The sequence below is a fragment of the Asaia sp. VD9 genome (genome assembly GCF_037150015.1).
Lineage (GTDB): Bacteria > Pseudomonadota > Alphaproteobacteria > Acetobacterales > Acetobacteraceae > Asaia.
Map to the genome: position 1 here is coordinate 212,626 of NZ_JBBCQM010000005.1, position 24,327 is coordinate 236,952.

A 24,327-nucleotide genomic window follows, 5' to 3' on the forward strand; every position below is an offset into this window, starting at 1 on the left:
CCCAATGCTTCAGACCTTGCATGACACACTCGATACCGGCGCGACGTCCGAGACAGCGGAAAAGACGCCCCATCCTCTCTCGCTGTTCGAGTTCTGGCCGGGTTCGATCTTTTATACCCCGATCGTTCTTTACTGGATCGGCATGGGCTTGCGTTATGGTGATTTCAGCGTTCCCAGCGCCGCCAACCCGCTGATCGAGACGGGCGGGCTTTGTGGTGAAAGCAAGAGCGGCATTCTCGATCTGGCCGGACCAATCGCCCAGGACTGGATCGCCCCTTATGTCACGCAGATGCTGCGCAAGGGCAAGCGCGACCAGGACGCTGCGGTCCTGCTCGAGGCAATGGCCGCCCGGAATATCGGCTTTCCCGTAGTCATCAAGCCCGATATCGGCTGCAACGGGACGGGGGTGAAGCTCGTGCATGAACACAAGCAGCTCCTGCCCGTCCTGCGTGAATTCCCCTCGGGTGTGAGGATTCTGGCTCAGGCTCTGGCGACGGGACCGGTCGAGGCGGGCCTGTTCTACATACGCGAACCCGGGGCTGCTGGCGGGCGCATAACGTCCATCACCTATAAGGAGTCCCCCGTTCTAGAAGGGGATGGCGTTGCGACAATCCATGCGCTGATCGCGCGCGATGCCCGGACCAATCTGCTTCCTGACATCTATCTTCCCCGTCTCAAAGACCGGCTTGAAACCGTGCCCGCAGCGGGTGAACGGGTACAGCTCGTGTTCACGGGAAATCACTGCAAGGGGTCGATCTTCCGCGACGGGCGCAAGGATGCAACGGCCGCACTGACCGCGCGTCTCGACGCGATCATCGGAGACGTCAGGGAATTTCATTTCGGACGCATCGACGTCAAGGCGGCTTCAGTCGAAGCGTTGCGTCGCGGCGAGGATTTCGAGATCATCGAGTTGAATGGTGTCGGGTCTGAGGCGACGCATATCTGGGATTCCAGAACGACGCTGTGGGAGGCCTATCGTGCCCAGTTCTACCACTACCGTGCGGCCTTTCGCATCGGGGCGATGAACCGGGCACGGGGCTGGAAGACATGTGGCGCCTATACGATGCTGCGCTATTGGCGCAAGCAGCGCCGCCTGCTGGCCCTCTACCCGCTCAACGATTGAACGAGACAGGCCCTCCAGCAGGAGATTGGCCCTCTCGATGCACAACGGTCTATCGCTGTTTCCCACCCAAAGGGACGCGACTCACGCTCTTGGTCGCCCACTCCATCCGCTGAGCAGCCGCACCGATGGCTTGATGTTACTGGATGCCGGAGCCGAAAATGTAATTGCTGACCTGCTGTTCGAGCGAGGTCGGGGCCTGGGTATTTGTGATCATCCCATCAGAGGGAAGACGTGCCCGTGACTTCCCCGGTTCAATGGCGAGGGCGTTTTCAGACGTCATGGTGGGCGCGGCGATTGTCAGAATCGTGTCTGAAGGCAGGGAGAGATGACGATCGATCGAGAAATCAACCTGCGCCATCTGCGTCTGGGGATCGAGACTGATGCGCGATACCGTCCCGACGCGGACACCCGCCAGAACCACTGCAGCCCCCGCATTGAGCCCATTGGCCGAGACGAACCGGGCGTGAAGGCGCTGCGTATCGCCTGAGGGACCATGACGCTGGGCAACGGCATAGAGGGCGAAGCCCGATGCCAGCGCAAGCACCATCGCGCTCGCCAGAATCGCGCCTCCCCGGTTTTTTGCCGCCATTTTTGATTCATCCAGCTGTTATATGAGCGGAACTCTTCGCCCGAGACGGGCAGATGGTCAAGCGCGGGCTTGCGATCCTTGCCGGGGTGAGGCAGGAGAAAGAAACATTTATTTCATATTGAGCTGACATGACGCTGCTTCAAGCACTGGTTCTCGCTATCGTTCAGGGGCTGACTGAACTCTTTCCCGTAAGCAGTCTCGGCCATGCGGTATTGTTGCCCGCCTTGCTGCACTGGAATCTCGACGAACGCAGTGAGTTGTTCCTGCCGTTCCTGACCATGTTGCACTTTGGCACGCTTGTCGCTCTCTTTTGCTTCTTCTGGCGTGACTGGCTTGCGATTTTCAGCGGTGCCATCGGGCGTCATGGTCCGGCCATGCGAGAGCAGGCCATTCGTATTCTCGTCCTGCTCGTCGTCGCCACGATCCCGGTCGTCATCATCGGGGCTGCTTTCGAGCACAAGCTCAAGGTCATTTTCGGGACCCCTCTCGCAGTCGCTGTTTTCCTGTTTCTCAACGGGCTCATTCTGCTCGTGACCGAGTGGATGCGCTCCTATAAGGGGCGCAGGCCGCAACGAGCGATTGCCGATATGTCGGTCAAGGATGCGCTCGTCATCGGGTGCTGGCAGTGCCTCGCCCTGTTCCCGGGAATTTCGCGCTCGGGCTCGACGATCAATGCAGGGCTTGTGCGTGGCCTCGACCATGAGACTGCCGCCCGGTTTTCGTTGCTTATGGCCCAGCCCGCCGTTCTCGCCGCAACCGTCCACGAGGCCTGGAAGCTGCGCAGCATGACTGTCAGCTCCGAAATGATGCATATCTCGATCATGGCCGCTATAGCGGCCGGTGTTACCGCCCTGATCAGTACGGCGGTGCTGCTGAGATATTTCCGCAATCACGACCGCTGGGCGCTCTCGCCTTTCGCCTTCTACTGTATGGGGGCGGGCCTCGTTTCCATTCTCGCGATCGTTCTCTTCTGATAACGAAATCATTTCCACTTTGACGAGCGATCCGGCATGATCGGCTTTTCCAACTAGGGCGATTTTTACCATTCCTGACCTGGCCGCACCTTCCCCCTCCCCGTCGACGACCACGAACCGACGCAAGACGCTCGAGCAGGTCACGGCCGATTACGAAACGAATGGACTGAAACGCTCCCTTACAGCCACCCAGCTTGTGATGCTGGGGGTGGGATCGACCATCGGGGCCGGTATCTATGTCATGACCGGCACGGCGGCGGCCGAATATGCCGGACCGTCTATTCTCATCTCATTCGTCATCGCGGCGCTCGCCTGTCTTTTCACGGCCTTCAGTTACGGAGAGCTCTCATCGAGCCTGCCGGTTTCCGGCTCGGCCTATTCCTACGCCTATGTGTCGATGGGCGAGCGGGCAGCCTGGACAGTGGGCTGGTTGCTCCTGCTCGAATACGGGATTTCCTGCGCAGCAGTGGCTTCGGGTCTTTCGGGCTATGCCACAAGCCTGCTTTCAAGCTTCGGGTTCCACGTTCCTGCCGCGTTGAGCCAGGCAACCTTCCAGACGGTTCCCGGCAGCGGCGGCATGGCTATCACCTCCGGCTGGCGGTTCGACTTCGTGGCGACGCTTGCCATTGCGGTGGTTACGGCCTGTCTTGTGCGTGGGGTCCAGGAATCCGCGCGCGTGAACACGATCATCGTGTTCATCAAGGTCGGCGTGCTTTTTCTGTTCGTGGGCTGCGGGCTTTTCGCCCTGCATCCAGCCTATTGGCACCCTTTCATCCCGGAATATCGGGGCGGGTTCCAGTACGGCATACCAGGCATGTTTCGCGCTGCCTCTGTCATCTTCTTCGCCTATGTCGGGTTTGAGGCGGTTTCGACGGCTTCAGCCGAGGCCCGCAATCCCCGGCGCGACGTTCCGATCGGGATCATTGGCAGCCTGGTGATCTGCACGATCGTTTATGTGTGCGTGGCATCCATCCTGATCGGGATCGTGCCCTATCAGCAGCTCAATGTTGCCGATCCACTTTCGATTGCCGTGCGCGCCATGAAGCAGCCCTGGCTGGCTCTCTTCGTCAATATGGGTGCGACCATTGGCCTTTGCTCCGTTCTCATGGGACTTCTATATGGCCAGACGCGTATCTTCTTCGCCATGAGCCGCGATGGGCTTCTGCCGCCTGTCTTCTCATATGTGCACAAGCGCTTTCATACCCCCTGGACGGGAACGATCCTGCTCGGCGTGATCGTGGCGCTCGCCACGGCGACCCTGCCCATAGACGTGATCAGCGACCTCGTCAGTATCGGCACTGCTGCGGCATTCGGAATTGTCTGCTTTACGGTCATCTGGCAGCGCAACATGCATCCCGATATGCCCAGAAGTTTCAGCGTTCCTCTGGGCGGGTTTAGAATCAGGGGATGGTGGATCGGCATCACGCCCTTGCTCGGTATCCTCTTTTGCATCGTGATGATTGCGCCGCTCTTCGCCGACATGGCGCGCGCACTCATGCACGGTAATCCCGTGCCTGCTCTGCTGCTCATTGCCTATGCAGGGCTCGGCTTTGGGACTTACTGGTTCTACTCCCAGCATAATTCGAGCTTTGCCCATAAAGATTAGGCGTTCGGTCCCGCTCTGAAAACCATCACCTCCGGGGGCATGATTCCGGAAGGTCTAGGCCACACAAGGCGCCACCGATATGCCGGGGTCGTAAGAATTACCCACAGATTCCGTGGATGCGTTCGTGGGTAAGGGTGTGGATAACGGTCTGACAAGGTTTGGAATAAGGGGAGTACAGGCTCCCCTCTTCCCTGCGCTGCCTCTTTCCGGTGGCGCCTCCCCCTCTTTTAGAATGACCGGCCTTACTTGACGGCCATGGCGGCAAGCTCCTCGCCGATTACGCGGGCACTGAGCGCCATGGAGATGGCGCCGGCATCCGGATGACCCTTGCTTTTCTCGCCATGGGTACGTGCCCGCCCCAGACGGGGAAGCAGGTCCTTGGTCGCCTCCGCGGCTTCCGTGGAAGCCTGTGCCGCCTCAACCCAAGCCTTCGCGACAGTCAACCCTTGCCGTAATCCTGAATCGAATCCCTCAACGAGCGGCGCGAGCGCGTCCATCAACGTCTTGTCGCCCGGCTTTGCCTTGCCGAGCGCCGTGATCTTGTCCATCGCCCGTCTCAATCCGAGGGAAAGACCCTGCGCGTCCGGGACTGCGGAGTCATCGAAAGCCGTGCTGAAGGCAAAAAGTCCCGCCCCCCAGAGTGCTCCTGAGGTTCCCCCCGCCCGGTCGGCCCACGCATCGGCCGCCGCGGCGAGCACGGTAGCCGGGCCAGCGCCGGCCTCCACGGCAGCACGAGCGGCTCTGGCAGCCGCCGCCGCACCGCGTGCCATGCCCTGACCGTGATCCCCGTCACCAGCCTGGGCGTCGATATGGCCGAGTTCGGGTTCCGCTTTGGTCAGGGCCGCAGACAGTTTGATCATCATGCCTGCCACGCAGCGCCCACCCTGGCGACCGGCCTCCGTCAGGGATTTCATATAGGCGACGGGTGCTTCGGCGAGAATCGGCAGAGAGTTGCGATACGCCCCGCGCATCTCACCCCGACTGAGCGCCGCGCTCTCGACTGGCGCCCGCCAGAGGCGTTCAAGTTCGTCATCGAGCCAGGTCAGGGTAAGCGAGCAGCCCGCCATATCAAGGCTTGTGATATACTCACCGGCCAGGGGAGCGATGACTGTGTAGCCCGCATTTTCGAGCCTGGGGATGATTGCCTCCCATAGCACGAAAAGCTCCTCGTATTTCGTGCTGCCGAGGCCGTTGAGCAGGGCCGTTATGCGCGAACCGGCATTGGCCGGGGCTTCCTTGAGAAGGCGGTCGCAAAGAATGGCTGCCAGCTCATCCGGACGGAGCAGGTCGAGTTCGTCGATACCCTGCTCGCCATGGACGCCGAGGCCAAGAGCGAGCCTGCCCTGAGGAACATGAAAGAGCTTTTCCTTCTCACCCGGAAGCGTGCAGCCATCGAAGGCGACGCCGAAGGAACGCGTTTGGGCGTTGGCGCGCTTCCCGATGATTTCCACCTCATCGAGGCTCAGCCCGGCCTCAGCCGCAGCACCGATAATCTTGAAGACCGGGAGGTCCCCTGCAGTGCCGCGACGCCGGCTTTCCTCATGCGCGGGGGCGCTTGCGATATCGTCGGTCGTGGCGATCATGCGCGTATCGATGCCCTCGGCGCGCAGGCGCTCAGCGGCAATGCTGAAATTTAGTACGTCGCCCGCATAATTGCCGTAGCCGAGAATCACGCCGCCACCGAGATGAGCCTCTCGGGCGATACGCAGAATAGCCTGGGTGGAGGGCGAGGCGAACACATCCCCGGCCACTGCCGCATCGGCAAAGCCCGCGCCGACATACCCATTGAAAGCCGGGAAATGGCCCGATCCGCCACCCACCACCAGCGTCACCTTGCCCTGCTTGCCGGGAGTGGCGCGCAGGACGCCGCCGCGTACGGGCTGGACGATATCGCTATAGACACTTGCGAAGCCCCGCAGGGCGGAGGTCGCAAAATTCTCGGCGTCGCCACAGATCTTGGTCATGGGGTATCCTTGGTAAAGTCAGACGGTCCTGAGTGATTGGAGCGGGAAGCGCGTTCAGGCTTCCCGGTTGAAATAGCGTCGCGCAATGGCATCGAAGGAGATGGCGGCCACCACGATCCCGCCGCTGACGATCGACTGCCAGTAAGGCGAGATGCCGAAGAGCACGATCACGTTTTCGATGATCCCGATGATTACCGCGCCCAGTACCGCGCCGAACGGGCTGCCCAGCCCTCCGGTGGTGGCCACCCCGCCGATCACGGCGGCCGCGATAGGGGCCAGCACCCAGGTATCGCCGATGGAGGGCTGGGCTGTGCCAAGACGCGCGACCATAACGATACCGGCAAGAGCCGAAAGGAAGCCCGCCGTGGCAAAGGCGCAGACGCGGATGGCGTCCACCCTGATGCCCAGCATGCGCGCTGCGGCATTATTGCTGCCAATGGCGTAGACGTAGCGACCGAGCGGTGTGCGGATCATGACGAAGGACACGATGGCGAGGCAGACCAGCAGGATCAGGAAGGGCACCGGCAGGCCAGCCATCATGCCTCGGCCCAGGAAGCCGATATCGCTGGGGATGCCGGTAATGGCCACGCCCTTGGTGAGCACGAGATTGGCGCCCCCATAAACACCGGCCATGCCGATGGTGAGCACGAGCGAATGAAGGCGCAGACGTGTGATCAGCAGACCGTTGAGCAAGCCGCACCCTGTGCCCAACGCGAGGCAGAGCATGAGGGAGAGCCAGGGATTGAGCCCGGCCTGAACCATGAGGAGCCCGCCAGCCACGCCTGCCAGTCCGCCTATGGCACCGACCGAGAGGTCGAGTTCGCCAAGGATCATCAGAATGGCCTGACCGATGGTCACCAGCCCGACAAAGGCCAGGGAGCGTGCGATGATCTTCATGTTGAACGCGGTCAGGAAATTAGCCGAGAGCGCGCTGGACAGGACGAAGATGACCACGAGAGCGATCACGACACCGCAAAGCGGGTTGGCGGCCAGAGCCTTGAGCCTCTGGACCGGGTTCGGAGAGGAGGAAACGGAAGCGGCGTCGACAGAACGATCATGCGACATGTGTGGTCTCCGGAGAGCCGATAATGGAGGCGACCAGCGTACTGACATCTGTCTTGTCGTGGTCGAAGGAGCCGTTGATCCGGCCGGAATAGAGCGTGATGATTCGTGTCGCGCAGCGCTGAAGCTCGCTCATCTCGGACGATACGAGAATGATCCCCACCCCTTCCTCCGCCAGACGCTGCATGATGCGATAGATCTGGAACTTGGTACCGATATCGATCCCCTTGGTAGGTTCGTCGAAAATGAGCAGCCGGGGTTTGCGGGCCATGGCCCGTCCTATGATGGCCTTCTGCTGATTGCCACCGGAGAGGAACATGATCTTTTTCGATGGGGAGGACGTCCGCACATCGAATTGCCGTATGATCTCCGCAACGATCGATTTTTCGCGTGCGGGCGAGATCACACCGCCTTTGGCGATATCCCTCGTGACGGCAAGGGCAATGTTCTCGCGCACGCTCAGCATCGGAAAAATCCCGTGATGCTTGCGCTCTTCCGAGAGGTAGACCATGCCTGCCTGAACGGCCTTGTCAGGACGGTTGGGCGGGATGCGTTTACCATCCAGAGTGATGGTCCCGCCGCTGAACTTGCGGAAGCCGAACATGGCCTGCATGATTTCCGAACGCCCTGCCCCGACGAGCCCGGCAAAACCGAGGATTTCGCCGCGCCTGAGTGTGAAGGAGATATCTTCGAAACCGGGCCCTGAAAGATTCTCGACCTTCAATATCGTCTCGTCGCTGCGCGCCGAGGGGGATGACTGAAACTGCTCATCCAGCTTGACCGAGCTGCCTGACATCAGGCGTATCAGCTCGCTCTCGGTCATGCCCTCCATGGGAAAACTGCCGACGCTTCGGCCGTTGCGCAGGACTGTGACCGTGTCACCCAGCGCGAAGATCTCTTCCATCTTGTGAGAGACGAAGACGATGGCGATCCCCTTGGTACGCAGATCTTCGACGATGCGAAAAAGCCGCTCCGTTTCACGAGCGGTGAGAGACGAGGTCGGTTCGTCCAGGATCATGACCCTGAAATCTTCCTGTGTGGCGGCGCGGGCAATCTGCAGAAGCTGCTGATCGGGTACGCTAATTTCCGCCACTTTCTGATCGGGGCGCGCCTGAATGCCGAAACGGGCGATATAAGAAGCGGCCTCTTCCTTCATCGCCTTTTCAGAGACCGTGATTCTGCCGAAGCCCGAACGGCCGAACGGCATGAACATGTTCTCGGCGACCGTAAGATAAGGAAATAGGTTCAGTTCCTGCGGTACGTAGGCGACACGCCGGAACAGCCTGGGATCATGCAGCGCATCGGCATCGTCGATGACGAGCGCGCCCTCATCGGGGCGAACAAGGCCCGAGAGAGTCTTGATCAGGGTAGATTTTCCCGCCCCGTTTTCCCCGGCAAGGATATGGACCTTGCCGGGTTCGAGGGTCAGGTCGATGTGATCGAGGGCGACGACACCTGGATAGGCTTTTCGTATACCCGTCGCCTTGAGTAGGACCATGGCCCTGCCTCCCTCCTGAACGCGAAAGCGATTATTTGGAGAGCGATGCTTTGGTGATGATGTCGATACCCGTATCGATGTTCTTGGGTGTCTGCTGCCCCATGGCTTTCTGCCAGGCGGCGATCACGGCCCAGTATCCCTGCATTTCGGGACGGCTGGACGCCGAAGAATCAACTACACCATCCTTGATGAGCTGGAGCATATCGGTCAGGTTGTCGAGCCCGACCTCCTGGACCTTACCTACCTTCTCGCTCTCGCGAATGGCCTGGCCGATGCCTACCGGACCGGCAGCATCACAAGCAACCCAACCCGCAAGGTTGGGGTGGGCCTGCATGATCGCCGAGGCCTGCTTCTGGGCGGTTTCGATGCTGTCATTATCGATGCCGGTCGCCACCACCTTGATATCGGGATATTTGGTGAAGACCTTGAGCTCGCACCGGGCGCGCAAAGCATGATTGGGTGCTGTGGGCACGCCCATCATGATGGCGACCTCACCTTTGTGATTGATGAGTTTCGCCAGGCGCTCCGCTGCAAGGCTGCCCTGCTCGCAGAAATCGGCTCCGACTGCCGTGATGTCCATACCCTCAGGCGGGAGGGAGTCGAACACCGTCATCGGGATCTTCTCGTCGACCGCTTCCTGCATGATGGAGCGATTGCCCTTCTCGTCCAGAAGGTCGAGGATCAGGCCATCGGGATGTGTCGCGATGGCGCGCTCGATGATGTCGTTCTGGGTCGAGACATCGGCCGTTTGAGGGGCACGATATTCGACCGTGATGGTGCGACCTGTCGCCTTGCTGAGGAGCGCAGCGGCAGACTGGGCCCCGTTATTGGCCTTGTCGAACCAGGGATGAACGGCTTTCGGTATCATGACGAACCGCATAGGCGCGTTATCTGCCGCGTGGGCAGCAAGGGGCGCGAGGAGAAGAGCAGCGGTCGCGAGCAGAGCTTTTTTCATGAAATCAGACCTTTATGGTCGTGTTAATCCATTACTTGCAGGAATTCGGCGAGTATTTGCGGTCGAGAGCGTCGATACCATCAACGTTTTTCTTCGATGCGCTTGCCGGATCGAATTCCTTGGCAAGGAAGGAGTCCACGATGGTCTTGGCAAGCTCTGCCCCGACCACACGCGCGCCGAGTGTGATGATATGGGCATTGTTCGAGAGAGCAGCCCGTTCGGCCGAATAGGCATCATGGGCCTGCGCCGCACGAATGCCGGGGATCTTGTTGGCCGAGATCGCGACACCGATGCCCGTGCCGCAGCACAGGATACCGCGCTCGTATTCGCCTGAAAGAATGGCGTGACCCACGCGCTCGCTCAGTTCGGAATAAAGCTCGCTCTTGGCATCCACGGGGCGTGACAGATCAACCGCGTCTACCCCTTTCGACTTGAGATGTGCGACGATCTGCTGGGCCAGACCTTCACCGGCGCTATCGCCACCTACTGCAATTTTCATGGTCTTGTTCCTTTTGTGATGTGTTCAGGGGTGTCGGCATGCGCAGCGGTCAGCCCATCGTCCATCTGGGCGATATGCAGGTTGATGCCCGCGTCGAGCATGCGGTTCTTCTGACTGTCGGACACACCTGAATCGGTAATCACGACGTCAAAATCGGAAAGGCTCGCGAGACGGTTCAGCGCCGTCACATCGAATTTCTGGCTATCGATCATCAGGATACGACGGTCGACGATCTCCATCAGCGCCATCTTGCATTTGACGATTTCCTGCTCCTGATGGAACGCACCAAGGTCGCGCACGGCGGAAACCGACATGAACAGCGTATTCGCCCGAAGCGATTTGGTGCCCTGCTCGCACAGAATGCCAAGAAAGGCGTCAAAGCGCGGGTGGTATTTACCCCCCAGCGAAATGAGACTGATGTCGCGTGCGCCAGCGATCTGCGTGGCGATACCCATACTATTGGTCAGCACGGTGAGCGGCATGCCCGAGGGCAGGTTTTCCGAGAGCACACGCGAGGTCGTTGAATCATCGAGGGCAATGATATCGCCTGCCTTGATGAAGCTCGACGCAACACGGGCTATCGCCTGCTTCTCGCGTGAGGCACGTCGCATGCGATGGACGACGCTCGTTTCCATTACGCCGCTGGCGAGCATGGTCACGCCACCATGCACCTTGCGCACAAGTCCCTGTTCGGACAGGGCGTGAAGGTCGCGATGAATGGTCATGCGGCTCGTCGAGAACCGGTCGACGAGTTCCTCGATCTGGGCGCCCCCATTCTCGAGAACGTAGTCCAGGATCTCCCGACGACGCGCCGAGACGGCCTTGCTCTCGACGCCAGTCGCGCCGCTCATGACACCACCGACCGGATGATCGCTTCAAGGCCCGAAGGGTCCCAGGCCGAGCGCCCAATGAAGACGCCGTCCACATTATCAAGGGCCGTATAACGTGCGGCATTATCCAGCGACACGCTGCCGCCATAGAGCACGGGCACGCGCTTAGCCGCCTCGGCGCCAACCAGTTCTGCAAGGACGCTGCGCAGCCGGGTATGAGCCAGCGCCACGAAATCGGGTTCGGCTGCCCTCCCCTTTGCGCCTATCGCCCAGACCGGCTCGTAAGCCAGAAGGACCGTTCCAATCTCGTCCGCGCTCAGGCCATGGAGCGCCATCTTGGTCTGACGTGCGAGCGTCTCATGGGTGACGCCAAATTCGTATTCCTCAGCGCTGTCACCGATGCAGATCAGCGGGCGCAGCTTGTGGCGTATCGCGGAGCGCACTTTGAGATTGACCGTGATATCGGTTTCACCGAAATGTTCGCGCCGCTCGGAATGGCCCAGCTCGATCATGTCTGCGCCGCATTCGCGCACCATGTGCGGTGAGATCTCGCCAGTCCAGGCGCCGTCATCTTCCCAGTGCATGTTCTGCGCACCAACATGCCAACGCGTACCTGACAATGTGCCCGCAACTGCTTCGAGAGAGGTAAAGGGCGGGATCACGAACGGCGTGATTTCTTCGGGTACCGTCATGGAGGCGATTTGGCCGACCGCATCGCGCGCCGCAGCCGGACCCTTGTTCATCTTCCAGCTCGTTCCGATCCAGAGCGGTTTTCTGGGCATCCTGTTCTCTCTCCGTATCACAGCTGCGAACAATGTAACGTGCTGATGTTATGATATGGATCTTCCTAACATCGTAGAAGAGAAAATATCAGAATAACCGTTCACGTTGATATGATTGATAGCCCCGCGACGTCATGAAACGACATAAAGCGGCGTGTTTTCATCGATTTGCGTCTTCGGTCACTCTGTTATGAGTGCCTTGCCCACGATGTGATCCTGATGTGCCGAAACATCTGAGTTGCTTGAAATCCGTGCATCTTGCGGTTCCGCTTATCGAGATACGATGAACCCGTCGATCGCGCAGACCGTTTCCGTCAGCCGTTGCCTCTGTTGCCCAAAGCTGGGACCGTCTCCAGGCGTGCCTCGGCTGCAACGCCCCGTCCCGCGCCTGGTTTGCCTTGGGATCGGGGGCAAGAGAAGACATGCCGGCGCCGGGACATTCCGCCCTGCCAGCGGTGAGGCATGCGCGGCGTGGGGCGTCGCCCGCGCTCAGGCAGCTTGCGCTTTGGCGAGATTTTCGGGCAGCCCGTGTTCCTTTACCGCGCGTGTCCAGTTCTGCTCGATCTGTTTTTCCGTCGTTTCGGTGCTCCAGTCGAGCGCTTCGGCCATGACGCCGCAGATCTCGACGATCACTGCGTGAGACAGGCAGCCGCTCAACGCGATGGGCGTACGCCTGAACAGGAGATCCCCCGCATCGCGCACCAGTTCCTCGGTCGTGACATACAGGATTTCATTGCGCGTGTAGTCCCGGAGCGAGCGTAGAGCCGTGTCAGGCGAGCGGGCGCAATAAGCCGCAACCCGCTCCGCCGTCGTGCCATAGCGCTCGAAGAGCGCGGTCGCCCGCTCGAGATCGACGCTGTGTCGGCTTGCCAATGATCTGAGCCAGGAAGGCCGCATGGAGGCCGACGGATAGTCGCGCCCGCCACCCAGCGCACGCTCACGCGACGACACCCGACGTTTCCTGTGCAGGAGAGCCAGGCTTTTATCTGCCACTTCCTCGGCCAACCCGCGAAATGTGGTCCATTTCCCCCCCACGAGGGACAGAACGGGCGTAGTGCCGGTGTAGTCGGTATGGATAATGTGATCCCGGCTGATGGCGCCGGGGTCATCCGTATTGGAGGCCGGAAGCGGTCTCACCCCGCAATAGCGATAAAGCACGTGCCCAGCCGAAAAACTGAATCCCGGAAAGAGATGGGCGAGCATCTCGATCATATAGCGCTCTTCGTCCTCCGAGCAGTGCGCCTGATCAGGGTCCTGCACCGGAATATCCGTGGAGCCGACCAGCACATGGCCCATGAAGGGATAGGCAAGGCAAATGCGCCCGTCAGGTGTGCCGAAATACACCATCTGACCATTGAGCTCCTGGTAGAGTTCGGGATGATCGAGGACGAGATGCGATCCTTTCGTACCGCCGATATAGCGTGTCGACAGGCCGATATCCCGATTGACCTGATCGATCCATGCCCCTCCAGCATTGACAATAAGATCGGTCGTGACGCTCTGACGTGTCTGGTTCTTGAGGTCGCTCAGGGTCAGCCTGCCATCGGTGAACCCCTCCACACGCGTATAGGTCTTGACGGCGCAGCCCAGGTTCAGACTCAGCGCATCCTCGACGCATTCAAAGCCGAGGCGCTCTGGCTGACTGATAGCGGCGTCGTAATATCGCCCGGTTGCGATGACCCTGGGGGCCATATGAGGCCAGTTCCGCCGCATTTTCCGTCCGAGCGACAGCTTGTGGCGCGGCATGACACGAGCGCGGCGCCCGAGGAAATCATAGATCTGCATGCCGATTTCGGTCACGAGGACACCGCGATCGGCCATCTTGCTCTTGCGCCCCATGAATCTGAGAAGCGACGGGACGATCCCGCCGAACCAGGAATGGATGGGGATGATCGTCGGGAGCGGCCGCACGAGATGCGGGGCGTTGCGCAGGAGCAGGTTGCGCTCGAGCGTCGACTGCGCAACGAGGCGGAACTCCCCCGTCTCCAGATATTTGATGCCGCCGTGGATCAGGCGTGAGGGCGCTGCAGACGCGCCAGCACAGATATCGCCCCGATCGATGAGAAGGACATTGACTCCCTGCATGGCCAGCTCCCGAAACAGGCCCACACCGTTGATCCCTGCCCCGATAATGGTGACATCGAAATGGGTTGAGTCGAGTTGCGAGGCGGTGTGGGTCATGATGGTTCCCGATCAGGATGGGAGAGAGGCGGCCTTTGGGCCAGTGGGCGTGACGACTGGAGCGTGGGGCGCCGGGAGGAAGGAGGCGTCGTCGCTCTGATCACTGTGCAGTGAAGGCCAGAAAGGCTCGAGGACGCGCGCGATAGCGGTGTAGCGGGCATAGATCACATCGAAATATGCGGAGAGTTCAGCATCGGGTTCGAAGCAGCGCGGCTGGACACTCTGCGCCTTCACTGCGTCCTCGAGTGAGGCGAACATACCGCACGCAACGCCTGCCGTCAGGGCAGCGCCAAGGGCTCCGGCTTCACGAACCGGCGAGGTCGCGACACCGCGACCGAAGATATTGGCGAAGAGTTGCCCGATTTCGGGGCGTCGGCTGCCCCCGCCGGAGATCCCGATACTATTGACCGCCCCCGTACGCAGCAGATCCTCGACGTGATGGCGATGATTGAAAATCGTGCCTTCGATCATGGCCTCGAACAGATCGAACCGGTCGTGCCAGGATTGAACGCCCAGGAACGAAGCGGTTGCTGGCGTCTCGAACGGCGATCCGAAGAGATAAGGATGATAGAGCGGAATCTGACGCGCCATACGACCGGAGTGAAATTTCGCGATAGCGCCGTCGATCAGCCTCGCGGCTGAATCAGGGTCTTCCGGCGCGACATAGCGGGCCATCCACTCCAGATTGCTCGCGGAAGCCGGAGAAATGGCCATGCAGTTCCAGAGCCCCTTGCGGAAACCGGACCGGCAGGCCCACTCAGCCCCTGTGACGGGACGATCACGCAATACCTCGTTGATGGAAAAAGTCCCGGCAGTGACGGTCATATCACCCGGCTGTATCTGACCCAGACCGACGGCCGCAGCGATAACATCATGCAAACCGGCCGAGACGGGCGTCCCTTCGCGCAGGCCTGTCAGGGCAGCGGCCGCGGCACTGACCGTGCCGGCTCGGTCACAGGAATCGAGCATGACCGGCAAGGCAGGGGCGACGGCCGAAAGCCCGAGCATCTCGAGTATTTCCGGACAATATTCCTGGCTGAGCAGCCCCGTAAATGCCGTACTTGCTTCAGTACGATCTGTGGCAATCTGCCCGGTCAGACAAAAGCGCAGCCAGTCCTTTGCGAAAAACACGGTGCCGATGGCGTCGTAGCGCGCGCGATCATGCTCCCGGAGCCAGGCAAGCAGGGTGGAGGCGGAATAAGGGTAAGGGCGTTGCCCGGCAATCGGCATCAGCCGGTCGAGCAGACCTTCGCGCTTCCAGAGTTCATGGATGCCGTAGGCCCGGCTGTCGAGCGACATGATGCCGTGCCCCAGCGGATTGGCCTGGCGGTCAAGCAGGAAAACCCCGTCCCCATGCGCTGTCACCCCGATCCCTGCGATCGCCTCGCCAGATAGCTGCGCGTCGGCAAGTGCGGACCTGATCGTTGCGGCGACGGCTAGCCAGGTTTCGTGCAGATCGCGCTCCACATGGCGGGGTATATCGGTGACCTGAGCCATACGGGCCTGACCGACCCCAAGGATGCGGCCGTCTGGCGCAAAGATCACAGATTTGGCTGTAGTGGAACCACAATCGATGCCGATCAGACAGCCTTTCTCATCCTGTTCACGCTTGTCAGTACTCATGATGATCCCATCGCCTGAAGGAATAGGGCGTCCGGAGTCTGTTCTATGCGGAAAGAAAATGTGTCGAAAATCACATTGTAGTGCGATCTATGTGACAAATCATGCGAGTCATCTGTAAGCACGTTGGCTACGCGGCATTCGACAAGACTGCGCCACAACTCTGTGAGATTTGAGGATCAGCTTGTCGCTATGAGATATTTGTGATATTTTTGTTATGTAATCTTTTGGTCTGCTTGGCCCATCATAGCGAAGCATTTTTTGTCAAAGGCAGTCTTCGACCATGAGTGACGACCTCACCTCGCCACCCCCGCTTGATGGTTATCCCGGGATCAAACGTCAGAACCTGAAATCGCGTCAGCAACAGATCCTCGACCTGCTCTTTGAGCAAGGGAATGCGAGCATCGAGTTTCTGGCCGAGCATTTCGATGTAAGCCGCATGACCATACACCGTGATGCCCATGCGCTTGCCAGCCAGGGGCTGATCGACAAAATTCATGGCGGGATCACCCTCAAGAACCGTGCTCGCACGGAGAAGAATGTCGCCTATCGGCAGCATCGTGCGGCCAACCTGAAAAAGGCCATCATCCAGCGCGCTGTCTCCATGATCGAGCCGGGACAGGTCATTATTCTCGATGATTCGACGACTGTCGCGGAGATGCTGCCGCTGCTGCCGGCACGCGCACCTCTGACCGTGATTACCAATGCCGTTGGGGTGGTGCAGGCTCTCGCCCCCTTCCCCGGTATCAAGATCATCTGTCTCGGTGGCGACTACAGCAATTCGCGCAATGCGTTTTTCGGACTCGTCTGCGAGCAGGCTGCCCGTTCGCTTCGAGGGAACATCATGTTCATGTCCACCTCGGTGATCTCGGGGGACACGGCGTTCCAGAACGATCAGGATGTGGTGAAGGTCAAGCGCGCCCTCATGGCGATCGCAGATCGCTGCGTTCTGCTTGTCGACAGTACGAAATTCCGCCAGGGCGGGCTACATCGCCTTACATCGCTGCAGGACTTCGATCGTATCCTGACCGATAGCCAGATCAAGCCGGTCGTCGTTTCGGAACTCGACGCCTCGGGCATCACGGTCGAGGTTTGCTGAGAGGCGCGTTGGGCCCGAATGTCTCGCACATGTCGGAGGAGAATGACCCCTCTGCGTGTTGGCGAACGGGGAGAGGTTGTCCCCTCCCCGAATCCCGATCAGGCAGCGTTTTCGAGCGTCGCCATATCGATGACGAAGCGGTACTTCACATCAGACTTGATCATGCGCGAATAGGCGTTCTCGATCTCGTCCATGGCAATCATCTCGATATCGGAGGTGATGCCGTGTTCACCGCAGAAATCGAGCATCTCCTGCGTCTCGGCAATGCCGCCGATCAGTGAACCAGCGAACTGCCGACGCTTCATGATCAGGCTAAACACCGCGACCGGCAGAGGTTGTTCGGGCGCACCGACCTGGACCAGCGTGCCCTCACGCTTGAGCAGGTTCAGATAGGTGTTGATATCATGCTCGGCGGCTACCGCGTCGAGAATGAAGTCAAAACGTCCTGTCTCGCGGGCCATTGCTTCGGGGTCCTTCGAGAGAACGACCTCATGCGCGCCAAGACGCAGCCCGTCCTCGACCTTGCTCTGCGAGGTCGTGAACAGCACCACCTCGGCACCGAAGGCGCGCGCAAATTTCACGCCCATATGGCCCAGCCCGCCAAGGCCGACGATACCAACGCGCTGACCGGGACCCACTTTCCAGTGGCGCAGCGGGGAGTAGGTGGTGATACCGGCGCAGAGTAGCGGCGCGACAGCTGCGAGGTCGAGGTTCTCGGGTACTTTCAGAACAAAGGCCTGGTCGACGACAACGGCCTTAGAATAACCCCCATAGGTGTTGCCACGGCCCTGCTTGTCTTCACCGTTATAGGTGCCGACAAAGCCGTTCTCGCAATACTGCTCAAGGCCGTCCTTGCAGCTGGCGCATTCACGGCATGAATCCACCATGCAGCCTACGCCAGCCAGGTCGCCCACCTTGAACTTGGAAACCGAGGCGCCGACCTCGCTGATGCGTCCGACGATTTCGTGGCCGGGAACACAGGGATAGACGGTGTTGTGCCACTCGTTACGCGCCTGATGAATGTCTGAGTGACAGACGCCGCAATAGAGGATGTCGATGCGGACATCATCGGGGCCGGTATCGCGGCGATCGAATGTGAAGGGTGCGAGACGTTCAGAGGCGCTCTGCGCGCCATAGCCGATACAGGTGAGCATCGTTTTTCTCCGACTGGGCTTGCGCCGTTACAACGAAAATCGCCGCGCTGCCGCAAGGGCAGTCACGGTGACTATTTCGTAGCATGTCGAACTAACGTCCGATATGGCTCCCCGGTTCACTCTGTCACTGCTGCCCGCGCGCGGTGCCCCTCACGCCAGGTGGACAGGCGTATGTAAAGGGTCGGCAGCACCAGCAGGGTGAGCGCCGTGCAGGAAATCAGGCCGCCGATCACGACTGTCGCCAGGGGCTTCTCGACCTCGGCTCCCTCGCTCATGGAAAACGCCATCGGGAAGAAGCCGAGACATGCGACAGTCGCCGTGGCCATGACGGGGCGGAATCGCTCCCGGGCAGAGGTAACGGCGGCTTCCACCGCGCCGAAACCGGCGAGGCGTTTGTCACGGATGTAGGAGATGAGCACCACGCCATTGAGCGTCGCAACGCCGAACAGGGCAATGAATCCGATACCCGCCGAGATGCTGAACGGCATGGCGCGTATCCACAGTGCGATGATGCCGCCTGTTGCCGCAAAAGGCAGGTTTACAAACACAAGGGCCGCCAGCCAGACATCGCCCAAGGCCAGGATCAACAGGCAGAAAATCAGCACGAGCGTGATAGGGACGACGATCTCGAGACGCGCCACCGCGGTCTGAAGATTGCGGAACTGCCCGCTCCATTCGATGCGATAGCCAGGCGGCAGTTTGATCTGCGTTTTGACCGCCCTCTGCGCTTCCTGAACGAAGGAGCTGAGATCACGGCCACGTACATTCGCCTGAACCATCATGCGCCGCTCCCCCTGATTGCGCCGGATGGCCGCAGGACCGTCGCGCATGGTGATCTCGGCAACCTGATCGAGGCGCACCGAGTGGTCGTCACGGGTCAGGACAGGAAGCAGGCGGATATCGTCGAGGTCCTGACGCGCCTCGGGCATGATACGGACTTCGGTCGGAATGAGAGCATCCTGCAGGGCAACGGGCGGGCCAACATGGCCGCCAATCGATTCCACAACGTCGAGAACCTCGGACGTATCGACATTCAGGCGGGCAGCCGCGGTACGATCGACATCGATATGCAGATAGGGGATGGTCCCGACATCCTGCGGCGCGACATCTGCCGCACCCGCGACGCCGTCCACAACGCGGGCGGTACGCGCTGCGAGGGCCATGAGCGTGTCGATATCCGGGCCATAAATCCCGATAGCGATCTGTGACCGCACGCCCGATTGCAGATCATCCATGCGCATCTGGATGGGCTGGCTCCAGGAATAGAGCGAGCCGGGATTGTTCTTGCGTAGCGCGGCATCGAAGGCCCGGATGAGCCCTTCCTGCGTGTCGGCAGTCTTCCAGTCGCTGCGTGGCTTGAGCAAAACATAGGTATCCGATTGCTCGCCACCTTGCGGGTCGGTCGGAATGGCAGAGGTGCCGCTGTTGCTTACCACCATACGGATATCGGGGAACTGCTTCAGCGTGCGCTCGATCTGCTGGATGGAACGCAGAGAGGCATCTAGGGAGATACCGGGCAAGCGGGTGGAGGTGACGATCAGATCGCCTTCCTGCAATTGCGGGATGAATTCCCCACCCAGTCGCGTCGTCAGGCCCAGAGACAGGACCAGAACCACGAGCGCGATCCCCACCACCATTTTCCCATGCGCCATGCACCAACGCGAGGCCGGACCAAAGCCACGCCTCAGAAAACGGATGAAAAATGTGTCGTGTTCTGTCCCGCTTTCGGGGGCGGGATGCCCCTCGCCCCCATGAGAATCTCCTTCATGCGCGCCATGACCGGGCTTGATGCGCATGATGAGGGCGGCGAAGGCGGGTACTGCCACGAGCGCATAGATCAGTGAGGCGATCAGCGCCAGTATAACAGTCTGAGCCATGGGCCGGAACATCCGCCCCTCGACGCCTTCAAGCGTGAGTACGGGCAGATAGACCATGATGATGATCAGAATGGCGAAAATGACCGGCCGCGCAACGGAAGCCACCGTGGTGGCAATACGCTGGGTGAGCGGCACGGATCTATCGGCCTGGCTCGACAGAACGCTCTCTACAATCACGAGCGCACTATCTACCACCATGCCGAAATCGATGGCACCGAGACTGAGCAGATTGGCCGAAATGCCTAGATGGCGCATCCCGACCATGGCTGCCACGAGTGAGAACGGAATGACCGAGATGATCACCAGCGAGGCCCGCCAGTCGCCGATCACCACCAACAGGACGAAGAGTACCAGGAGCGCACCGAGGATCAGGTTCTCCTTGACCGTGTGGATCGTGACATCGGTCAGTGTAGCGCGGCTGTAATAGGGTTCGAGCGTCACGCCCTCGGGCAGGGTCGAGACGATCTTGGGCAACGCCGCGTTGATACGTGCGAGCGTGGCTTTCGCATTGGCCCCCTGCTGCAACAGAATGACGGCATTGACGATCTCGCCTTCGCCATCGCGGGTAACGCCGCCCAGTCGTGGCAGACGCCCCTCCTGTACCGCGCCGACATCGCGCACATGCACGACCCCGCCATTAGGCATGCTGCGAACCTGTACCTCGCCAAGCTCGTGCAGGCTGTCGATCAGGGAGCGTCCGACGATGATATGCTGTTCGTCATTATGCTCGATCCAGGCGCCCCCGGCGGCTTCGTTATCCTTGTCTACGGCATTGAAGACATCGGATACCGAAACACGGAACTGGCGCAATGCCATGGGGTTGAGCGCCACCTGATAGGTCTGTGACGCGCCGCCATTGATATTGACGTCGATCACGCCCGGGATGAGCCGCAGCTTCGGGACCACGTTCCACGTCATGATACGGTTCAGCGTGGCAAGAGATCGATCCTTGCCGTGGATCTGGATCTGCAGGATCTCACCCATGCCCGTCGCCATGGGACCCATGGTGATGGACAGTCCCCGTACCGAAACTGCATTGCGCGCAAGCGACAGTCGCTCGGCCACGAGCTGTCGGGCGCGATAGATATCTGTCCCGTCATCGAAACCGAGATAGAGCACCGACACACCCGTACGTGAGACCGAGCGCATCGAGTTGACGCCCACGATCCCCGACATGACCGTTTCGATCGGGAAGGTCACCAGACGCTCGACCTCTTCGGTCGGCAGGCCGGGGGCACGCACCGACACCAGAACCTGACGCGGTGAAATATCGGGAACCGGCTCGACGGAGAGAGAGCGCAGGTCGGCAATTCCTGCGATCATGAGCAGTATCACCGCGCCCAGAATGGCCGCGCGTCCCTTCAGTAGGGCAAGCATGAAACGCATGATTACCTCTGGCCCCCGGCCTTGTCCTTTTCGAGGGGCGGCGACAGCAGGGCCTGGGATTTAAGGACGAAGCTTCCATCCGTCACGACGGTTTCGCCGGGCTTCAGACCGGACGTCACGACAATCGTCCCGTCCAGCTCGGGCCCCACAGAGACCTTGCGCGCTTCATAGTGTGACTCGTCCAGACGCACGAAGACACAGCTCTGGTTGCCGATCGTCTGGATGGCAGCCTGCGGAATGAGCACACCGCTGACCGTGCTGGTCGAGAACAGCCGTGATTTGACGAGCATCTCGGGCCTGAGGAGGCGCTGGCTGTTATCCACCAGACTGCGCACCAGAACATGGCGTGTCATAGGATCGACACTTCCCTCGATCAGGTCGATGCGGGATTCGATCGGCCGGGAGTCAGGGGTAGGCCAGGTGAGCTGGCGTCCCCCGCGCGACAGGCGCGTCGCCTGCTGCTCTCCTACCTGCGAAACGACCCAGACATGAGAGAGATCGTCGATTTCCACCGCCGCCGCCGCGCGGTTGGAGACTTCCTCTCCCACCGAGACGATGATCTTGTTCACGATGCCGTCGATTGGTGAGATGACGGAGGAGTGCAACCCGTCGGCGCGTTCTGCCGAGGAGGTGAAGCGCGCCAGTCTTTCCCGCTCGTTCTGCACGAGGGCTTCGCTGCGCTTGACCGTGCCCTGGGCATCACGCAGGCGCGAATAGCGTCGCTGGGCTTCCCCTTGCGAGACCGCGCCTCCCTGAAGCGAGCGTGCGCGATCATAGGAGAGGCTTGCGTCGTCGCGCAGGGCGCGTGCCTGTTGCAGGGCGGCTTCGGCCGAGAGCAGGCGTTGCCGTTCATCGCTGAGGCTGAAATCGTCATAGGTGAACAGGACCTGCCCCTTTTTGACCACTTCGCCTGGTGTGACGAGAACAGACTGCACCCTGCCCTGCCCTACCGGATGCAGCCGGGCGCTCTTGCGGTCATCCTGATCGATATAGGCCGGGACATCGACATGCGGAGGGAGAGCCCCCTTATGGCCGATCGCCACATGGATCCCCTCCGACCCGAGGGCTTCCGGTGCGATCGTCAGGGGGGCTGTGGGCCATAAAGCAGCGGCCTGCGCATAGGCGTTGGGAGTGAAAAAGGGATTTGACGCGCCGAGCATCAGGATGGAAGCGAGGGGCAGGAAGGCGTATTTCATGGGTAGTTTCCTGCCATCAGGCTCATTCGGATCATGGCGGCGTGCCAGATTACATCGGCTTCCGCACTGCGTTGGCCGGCCTCCAGCGCCGCGCGGCGGGCGCGCAGATATTCGATCACCGGCGTCTCACCCACGCTCCACGCATGCTCGAGATCCCCGGCACGGGCATTGAGGGCGTGTACGGAGGTCGTGGTGTGACGCAGCATCGACAGCGCCGAGCTCAGGCTGGCACGTGTCTGTCGATACTCTACCGTCACCTTGCGCTGGGCGAGCACGGCGTCGCGCTCGGCGGCGCCCATGGCCTTGACCTCTTTCATGATCATGGGCGTGTTGCGCGCCTCGCTGGGGAGCGCCATCGAGAATTGGACCCCCACCTGTGTATCCCAGGGGCTGCCATACTGGCCCTGCTTGACGACCTGAACACCCACTTGGGGGTTGGGCATGTAGGAGTGCCGCGCCACGGAATAGGACGCCCGTGCGCTCTTGGTCACGGCATTGGCCATTTCGATGCGCGGGTCCCGTGCCGGGTCGAGGGCGAGGTTCTGCGTGCCCAGGATACGGCCGTCCAGCGAGAGAATATCAGGGATCTCATCTGTGCCGGTCAGGGCATCGAGCTCGGCACGTGCGCTTTCCAGAGCCTGCTCGGCCTGGGCGATCTGGGCGTCGAGATCGGCTTTCTCGCCCACCACTGCGTCGAAATCCGAGGAGGCGATTTCGCCAGCGCGCAGCCCTTGCTGTGAGCTGCGTACCACACGGTCAAGGAGATCGCTCGTGGCGCGCAGATTGCCGATCTTTTTCTGCAACAAGGTCGCACTGCTGGCGAGGTCGAGCACTCTGACCGAGCTCAGGAGATGCTGAACCTTGATCCGCGCGCGCGCCACGGCTTCATCTGCCAGCGCATTGCGCATGGTCGCCGTGCCCTGGCCCGGCAACCAGAGCGGAATGCTGATGCTGCCTTGGTAGGTTGTATAGCCAAGATTCGTGCCGATGAAATGGTCATCGAGATACTGCCCAGCGAGGATCGGCCCGTCTGGAAACCAGGATTGCGCGGCGTTGGCGTTTTTGTGTGAAGCCGAAGCGTCGATCGAGAAGGACTGGTTGGCCGGATCGCGGTCCCAGGCAGCGCGTATGGCGTCGTGGAAACTCTCCGCCCGGGAAGCCGGCGCTGTGATCGCGAGACCGAGCATGAGTGAGAAAGCGACCCCGAGGGTATGCCCGTTGCGTCTTGTCCCGGCACGAACAGAGTTGACGCGAGAGGGTACGCTTTTCGGCGTCACGACAAAGGGCGGCGCAGCCGCTGAGGGCGCGGCAGGAAAACACGCGGCATGGGGAGCCGAGGTGCGGAACGGCAGCCTGTTCGACCAGAGAATCACTGACATGATGGCGCGATCTTAGGCGCAGTTGCGCGGCGCTCCGCGACAAAACTTGGCTGGACAATAAAATAAAAAATAACTGTTGCCAGAGTGGCAGCAGTCATGGGGGCAGTAACCGGGGATGGTACCGGAAACGATCAGTGGCAAGCCAATCAGGCGTTGCGCCAAATGGCCGCCATTCTGGAGCACTCGGCGATTGTTGGACTCACGACAGGCGGCTGATGCAACCGCTCGTGAATGCATATTTCTTAACCGCGTATCTCGGTGCTGATCGGCGGCGCATGTTACGTACGCCTGCTATATGGGGATGCCGTCTAGTTTCTTTACCCAATGCGCATGGCGGTTCTTGAGGGCCTTGTTCTGGGTGTATGCAGCGTCGTCATCTCCCTCCAGTCGTTCGATCACGTCGAAAGAAAATGCGTCCTGTCCGTGCTTCCTCCATATCTCCTGGAGTGACTTGAACGGATTACTACTATTCCTGAGCGTGAACCAAAGGCGGTTCTGGATAGTCGCAAGGTCCGGGGCTGCACCAATCCATACATGAGCCGATGCCACGCAT

At 60.5% G+C, this 24,327-nt stretch carries 18 protein-coding genes; 4 read left to right on the forward strand and 14 right to left on the reverse strand.

Annotated elements, in window-relative coordinates; all coding sequences use genetic code 11:
* Positions 1-4: 4 nt before the first annotated feature.
* A complete protein-coding gene (locus WFJ47_RS08645) occupies positions 5-1,123 on the forward strand; it encodes a D-alanine--D-alanine ligase (RefSeq protein WP_336762323.1) in 1,119 nt (372 codons plus the stop codon).
* 136 nt (positions 1,124-1,259) lie between these two features.
* Here WFJ47_RS08645 and WFJ47_RS08650 read toward each other — a convergent pair whose 3' ends face one another.
* The gene (locus tag WFJ47_RS08650) at positions 1,260-1,712 is read right to left on the reverse strand and encodes an MlaD family protein (RefSeq protein WP_127102325.1); all 453 of its coding nucleotides are present in this window, start codon (positions 1,710-1,712) and stop codon (positions 1,260-1,262) included.
* A gap of 128 nt (positions 1,713-1,840) precedes the next feature.
* On the opposite strand from WFJ47_RS08650, the gene WFJ47_RS08655 reads away from it, so the two are divergent.
* Together WFJ47_RS08655 and WFJ47_RS08660 are read left to right on the forward strand one after the other, a co-directional pair.
* On the forward strand, positions 1,841-2,686 hold the full coding sequence (locus WFJ47_RS08655) for an undecaprenyl-diphosphate phosphatase (RefSeq protein ID WP_127102326.1): 846 nt from the start codon (positions 1,841-1,843) through the stop codon (positions 2,684-2,686).
* 199 nt (positions 2,687-2,885) lie between these two features.
* Positions 2,886-4,292 (forward strand): amino acid permease, encoded by a 1,407-nt coding sequence (locus WFJ47_RS08660; RefSeq protein WP_336762327.1) that lies wholly within the window; start codon positions 2,886-2,888, stop codon positions 4,290-4,292.
* Between the two features lie 242 nt (positions 4,293-4,534).
* Here the strand turns inward: WFJ47_RS08660 and WFJ47_RS08665 are convergent, their stop codons facing one another.
* The 9 genes from WFJ47_RS08665 to WFJ47_RS08705 form a co-directional block, all read right to left on the reverse strand.
* Positions 4,535-6,256, reverse strand: a complete 1,722-nt coding sequence (locus WFJ47_RS08665) for a dihydroxyacetone kinase family protein (RefSeq protein WP_336762329.1) — start codon at positions 6,254-6,256, stop codon at positions 4,535-4,537.
* Positions 6,257-6,310: 54 nt separating this feature from the next.
* Positions 6,311-7,321, reverse strand: coding sequence for an ABC transporter permease (locus WFJ47_RS08670; RefSeq protein WP_127102329.1), 1,011 nt, complete (start codon positions 7,319-7,321; stop codon positions 6,311-6,313).
* Positions 7,311-8,816 (reverse strand): sugar ABC transporter ATP-binding protein, encoded by a 1,506-nt coding sequence (locus WFJ47_RS08675; RefSeq protein WP_336762332.1) that lies wholly within the window; start codon positions 8,814-8,816, stop codon positions 7,311-7,313. The genes WFJ47_RS08670 and WFJ47_RS08675 overlap by 11 nt, the downstream gene beginning before the upstream one ends.
* Before the next feature lie 31 nt (positions 8,817-8,847).
* Positions 8,848-9,771 carry a substrate-binding domain-containing protein gene (locus WFJ47_RS08680; RefSeq protein ID WP_336762334.1) on the reverse strand — a complete coding sequence of 308 codons (924 nt, stop codon included), beginning with the start codon at positions 9,769-9,771 and terminating at the stop codon, positions 8,848-8,850.
* Positions 9,772-9,802: 31 nt separating this feature from the next.
* Positions 9,803-10,270 carry an RpiB/LacA/LacB family sugar-phosphate isomerase gene (locus WFJ47_RS08685; protein WP_127102332.1) on the reverse strand — a complete coding sequence of 156 codons (468 nt, stop codon included), beginning with the start codon at positions 10,268-10,270 and terminating at the stop codon, positions 9,803-9,805.
* A complete protein-coding gene (locus tag WFJ47_RS08690) occupies positions 10,267-11,121 on the reverse strand; it encodes a DeoR/GlpR family DNA-binding transcription regulator (RefSeq protein WP_127102333.1) in 855 nt (284 codons plus the stop codon). Before WFJ47_RS08690 ends, WFJ47_RS08685 begins: the two co-directional genes overlap by 4 nt.
* Positions 11,118-11,882: a triose-phosphate isomerase gene (locus WFJ47_RS08695; RefSeq protein WP_336762336.1), complete on the reverse strand. Its 765-nt coding sequence runs from the start codon at positions 11,880-11,882 to the stop codon at positions 11,118-11,120. Before WFJ47_RS08695 ends, WFJ47_RS08690 begins: the two co-directional genes overlap by 4 nt.
* Positions 11,883-12,371: 489 nt before the next feature.
* Positions 12,372-14,063, reverse strand: a complete 1,692-nt coding sequence (locus WFJ47_RS08700) for a glycerol-3-phosphate dehydrogenase/oxidase (protein WP_336762338.1) — start codon at positions 14,061-14,063, stop codon at positions 12,372-12,374.
* A gap of 12 nt (positions 14,064-14,075) precedes the next feature.
* Complete coding sequence (locus tag WFJ47_RS08705) at positions 14,076-15,686, reverse strand: FGGY-family carbohydrate kinase (RefSeq protein WP_336762340.1); 1,611 nt, start codon at positions 15,684-15,686, stop codon at positions 14,076-14,078.
* Positions 15,687-15,966: 280 nt separating this feature from the next.
* Between WFJ47_RS08705 and WFJ47_RS08710 the strand changes: the two genes are divergently transcribed.
* Positions 15,967-16,782, forward strand: a complete 816-nt coding sequence (locus tag WFJ47_RS08710; RefSeq protein ID WP_127102337.1) for a DeoR/GlpR family DNA-binding transcription regulator — start codon at positions 15,967-15,969, stop codon at positions 16,780-16,782.
* Positions 16,783-16,880: 98 nt separating this feature from the next.
* On the opposite strand, the gene WFJ47_RS08715 is transcribed toward WFJ47_RS08710, so the two are convergent.
* The 4 genes from WFJ47_RS08715 to WFJ47_RS08730 form a co-directional block, all read right to left on the reverse strand.
* A complete protein-coding gene (locus WFJ47_RS08715; protein ID WP_336762341.1) occupies positions 16,881-17,936 on the reverse strand; it encodes an NAD(P)-dependent alcohol dehydrogenase in 1,056 nt (351 codons plus the stop codon).
* 116 nt (positions 17,937-18,052) lie between these two features.
* Positions 18,053-21,199 (reverse strand): CusA/CzcA family heavy metal efflux RND transporter, encoded by a 3,147-nt coding sequence (locus WFJ47_RS08720; RefSeq protein ID WP_336762343.1) that lies wholly within the window; start codon positions 21,197-21,199, stop codon positions 18,053-18,055.
* 2 nt (positions 21,200-21,201) lie between these two features.
* Positions 21,202-22,395, reverse strand: a complete 1,194-nt coding sequence (locus tag WFJ47_RS08725; protein WP_336762344.1) for an efflux RND transporter periplasmic adaptor subunit — start codon at positions 22,393-22,395, stop codon at positions 21,202-21,204.
* Positions 22,392-23,774, reverse strand: a complete 1,383-nt coding sequence (locus tag WFJ47_RS08730) for a TolC family protein (RefSeq protein WP_336762346.1) — start codon at positions 23,772-23,774, stop codon at positions 22,392-22,394. The genes WFJ47_RS08725 and WFJ47_RS08730 overlap by 4 nt, the downstream gene beginning before the upstream one ends.
* Positions 23,775-24,327: the final 553 nt, after the last annotated feature.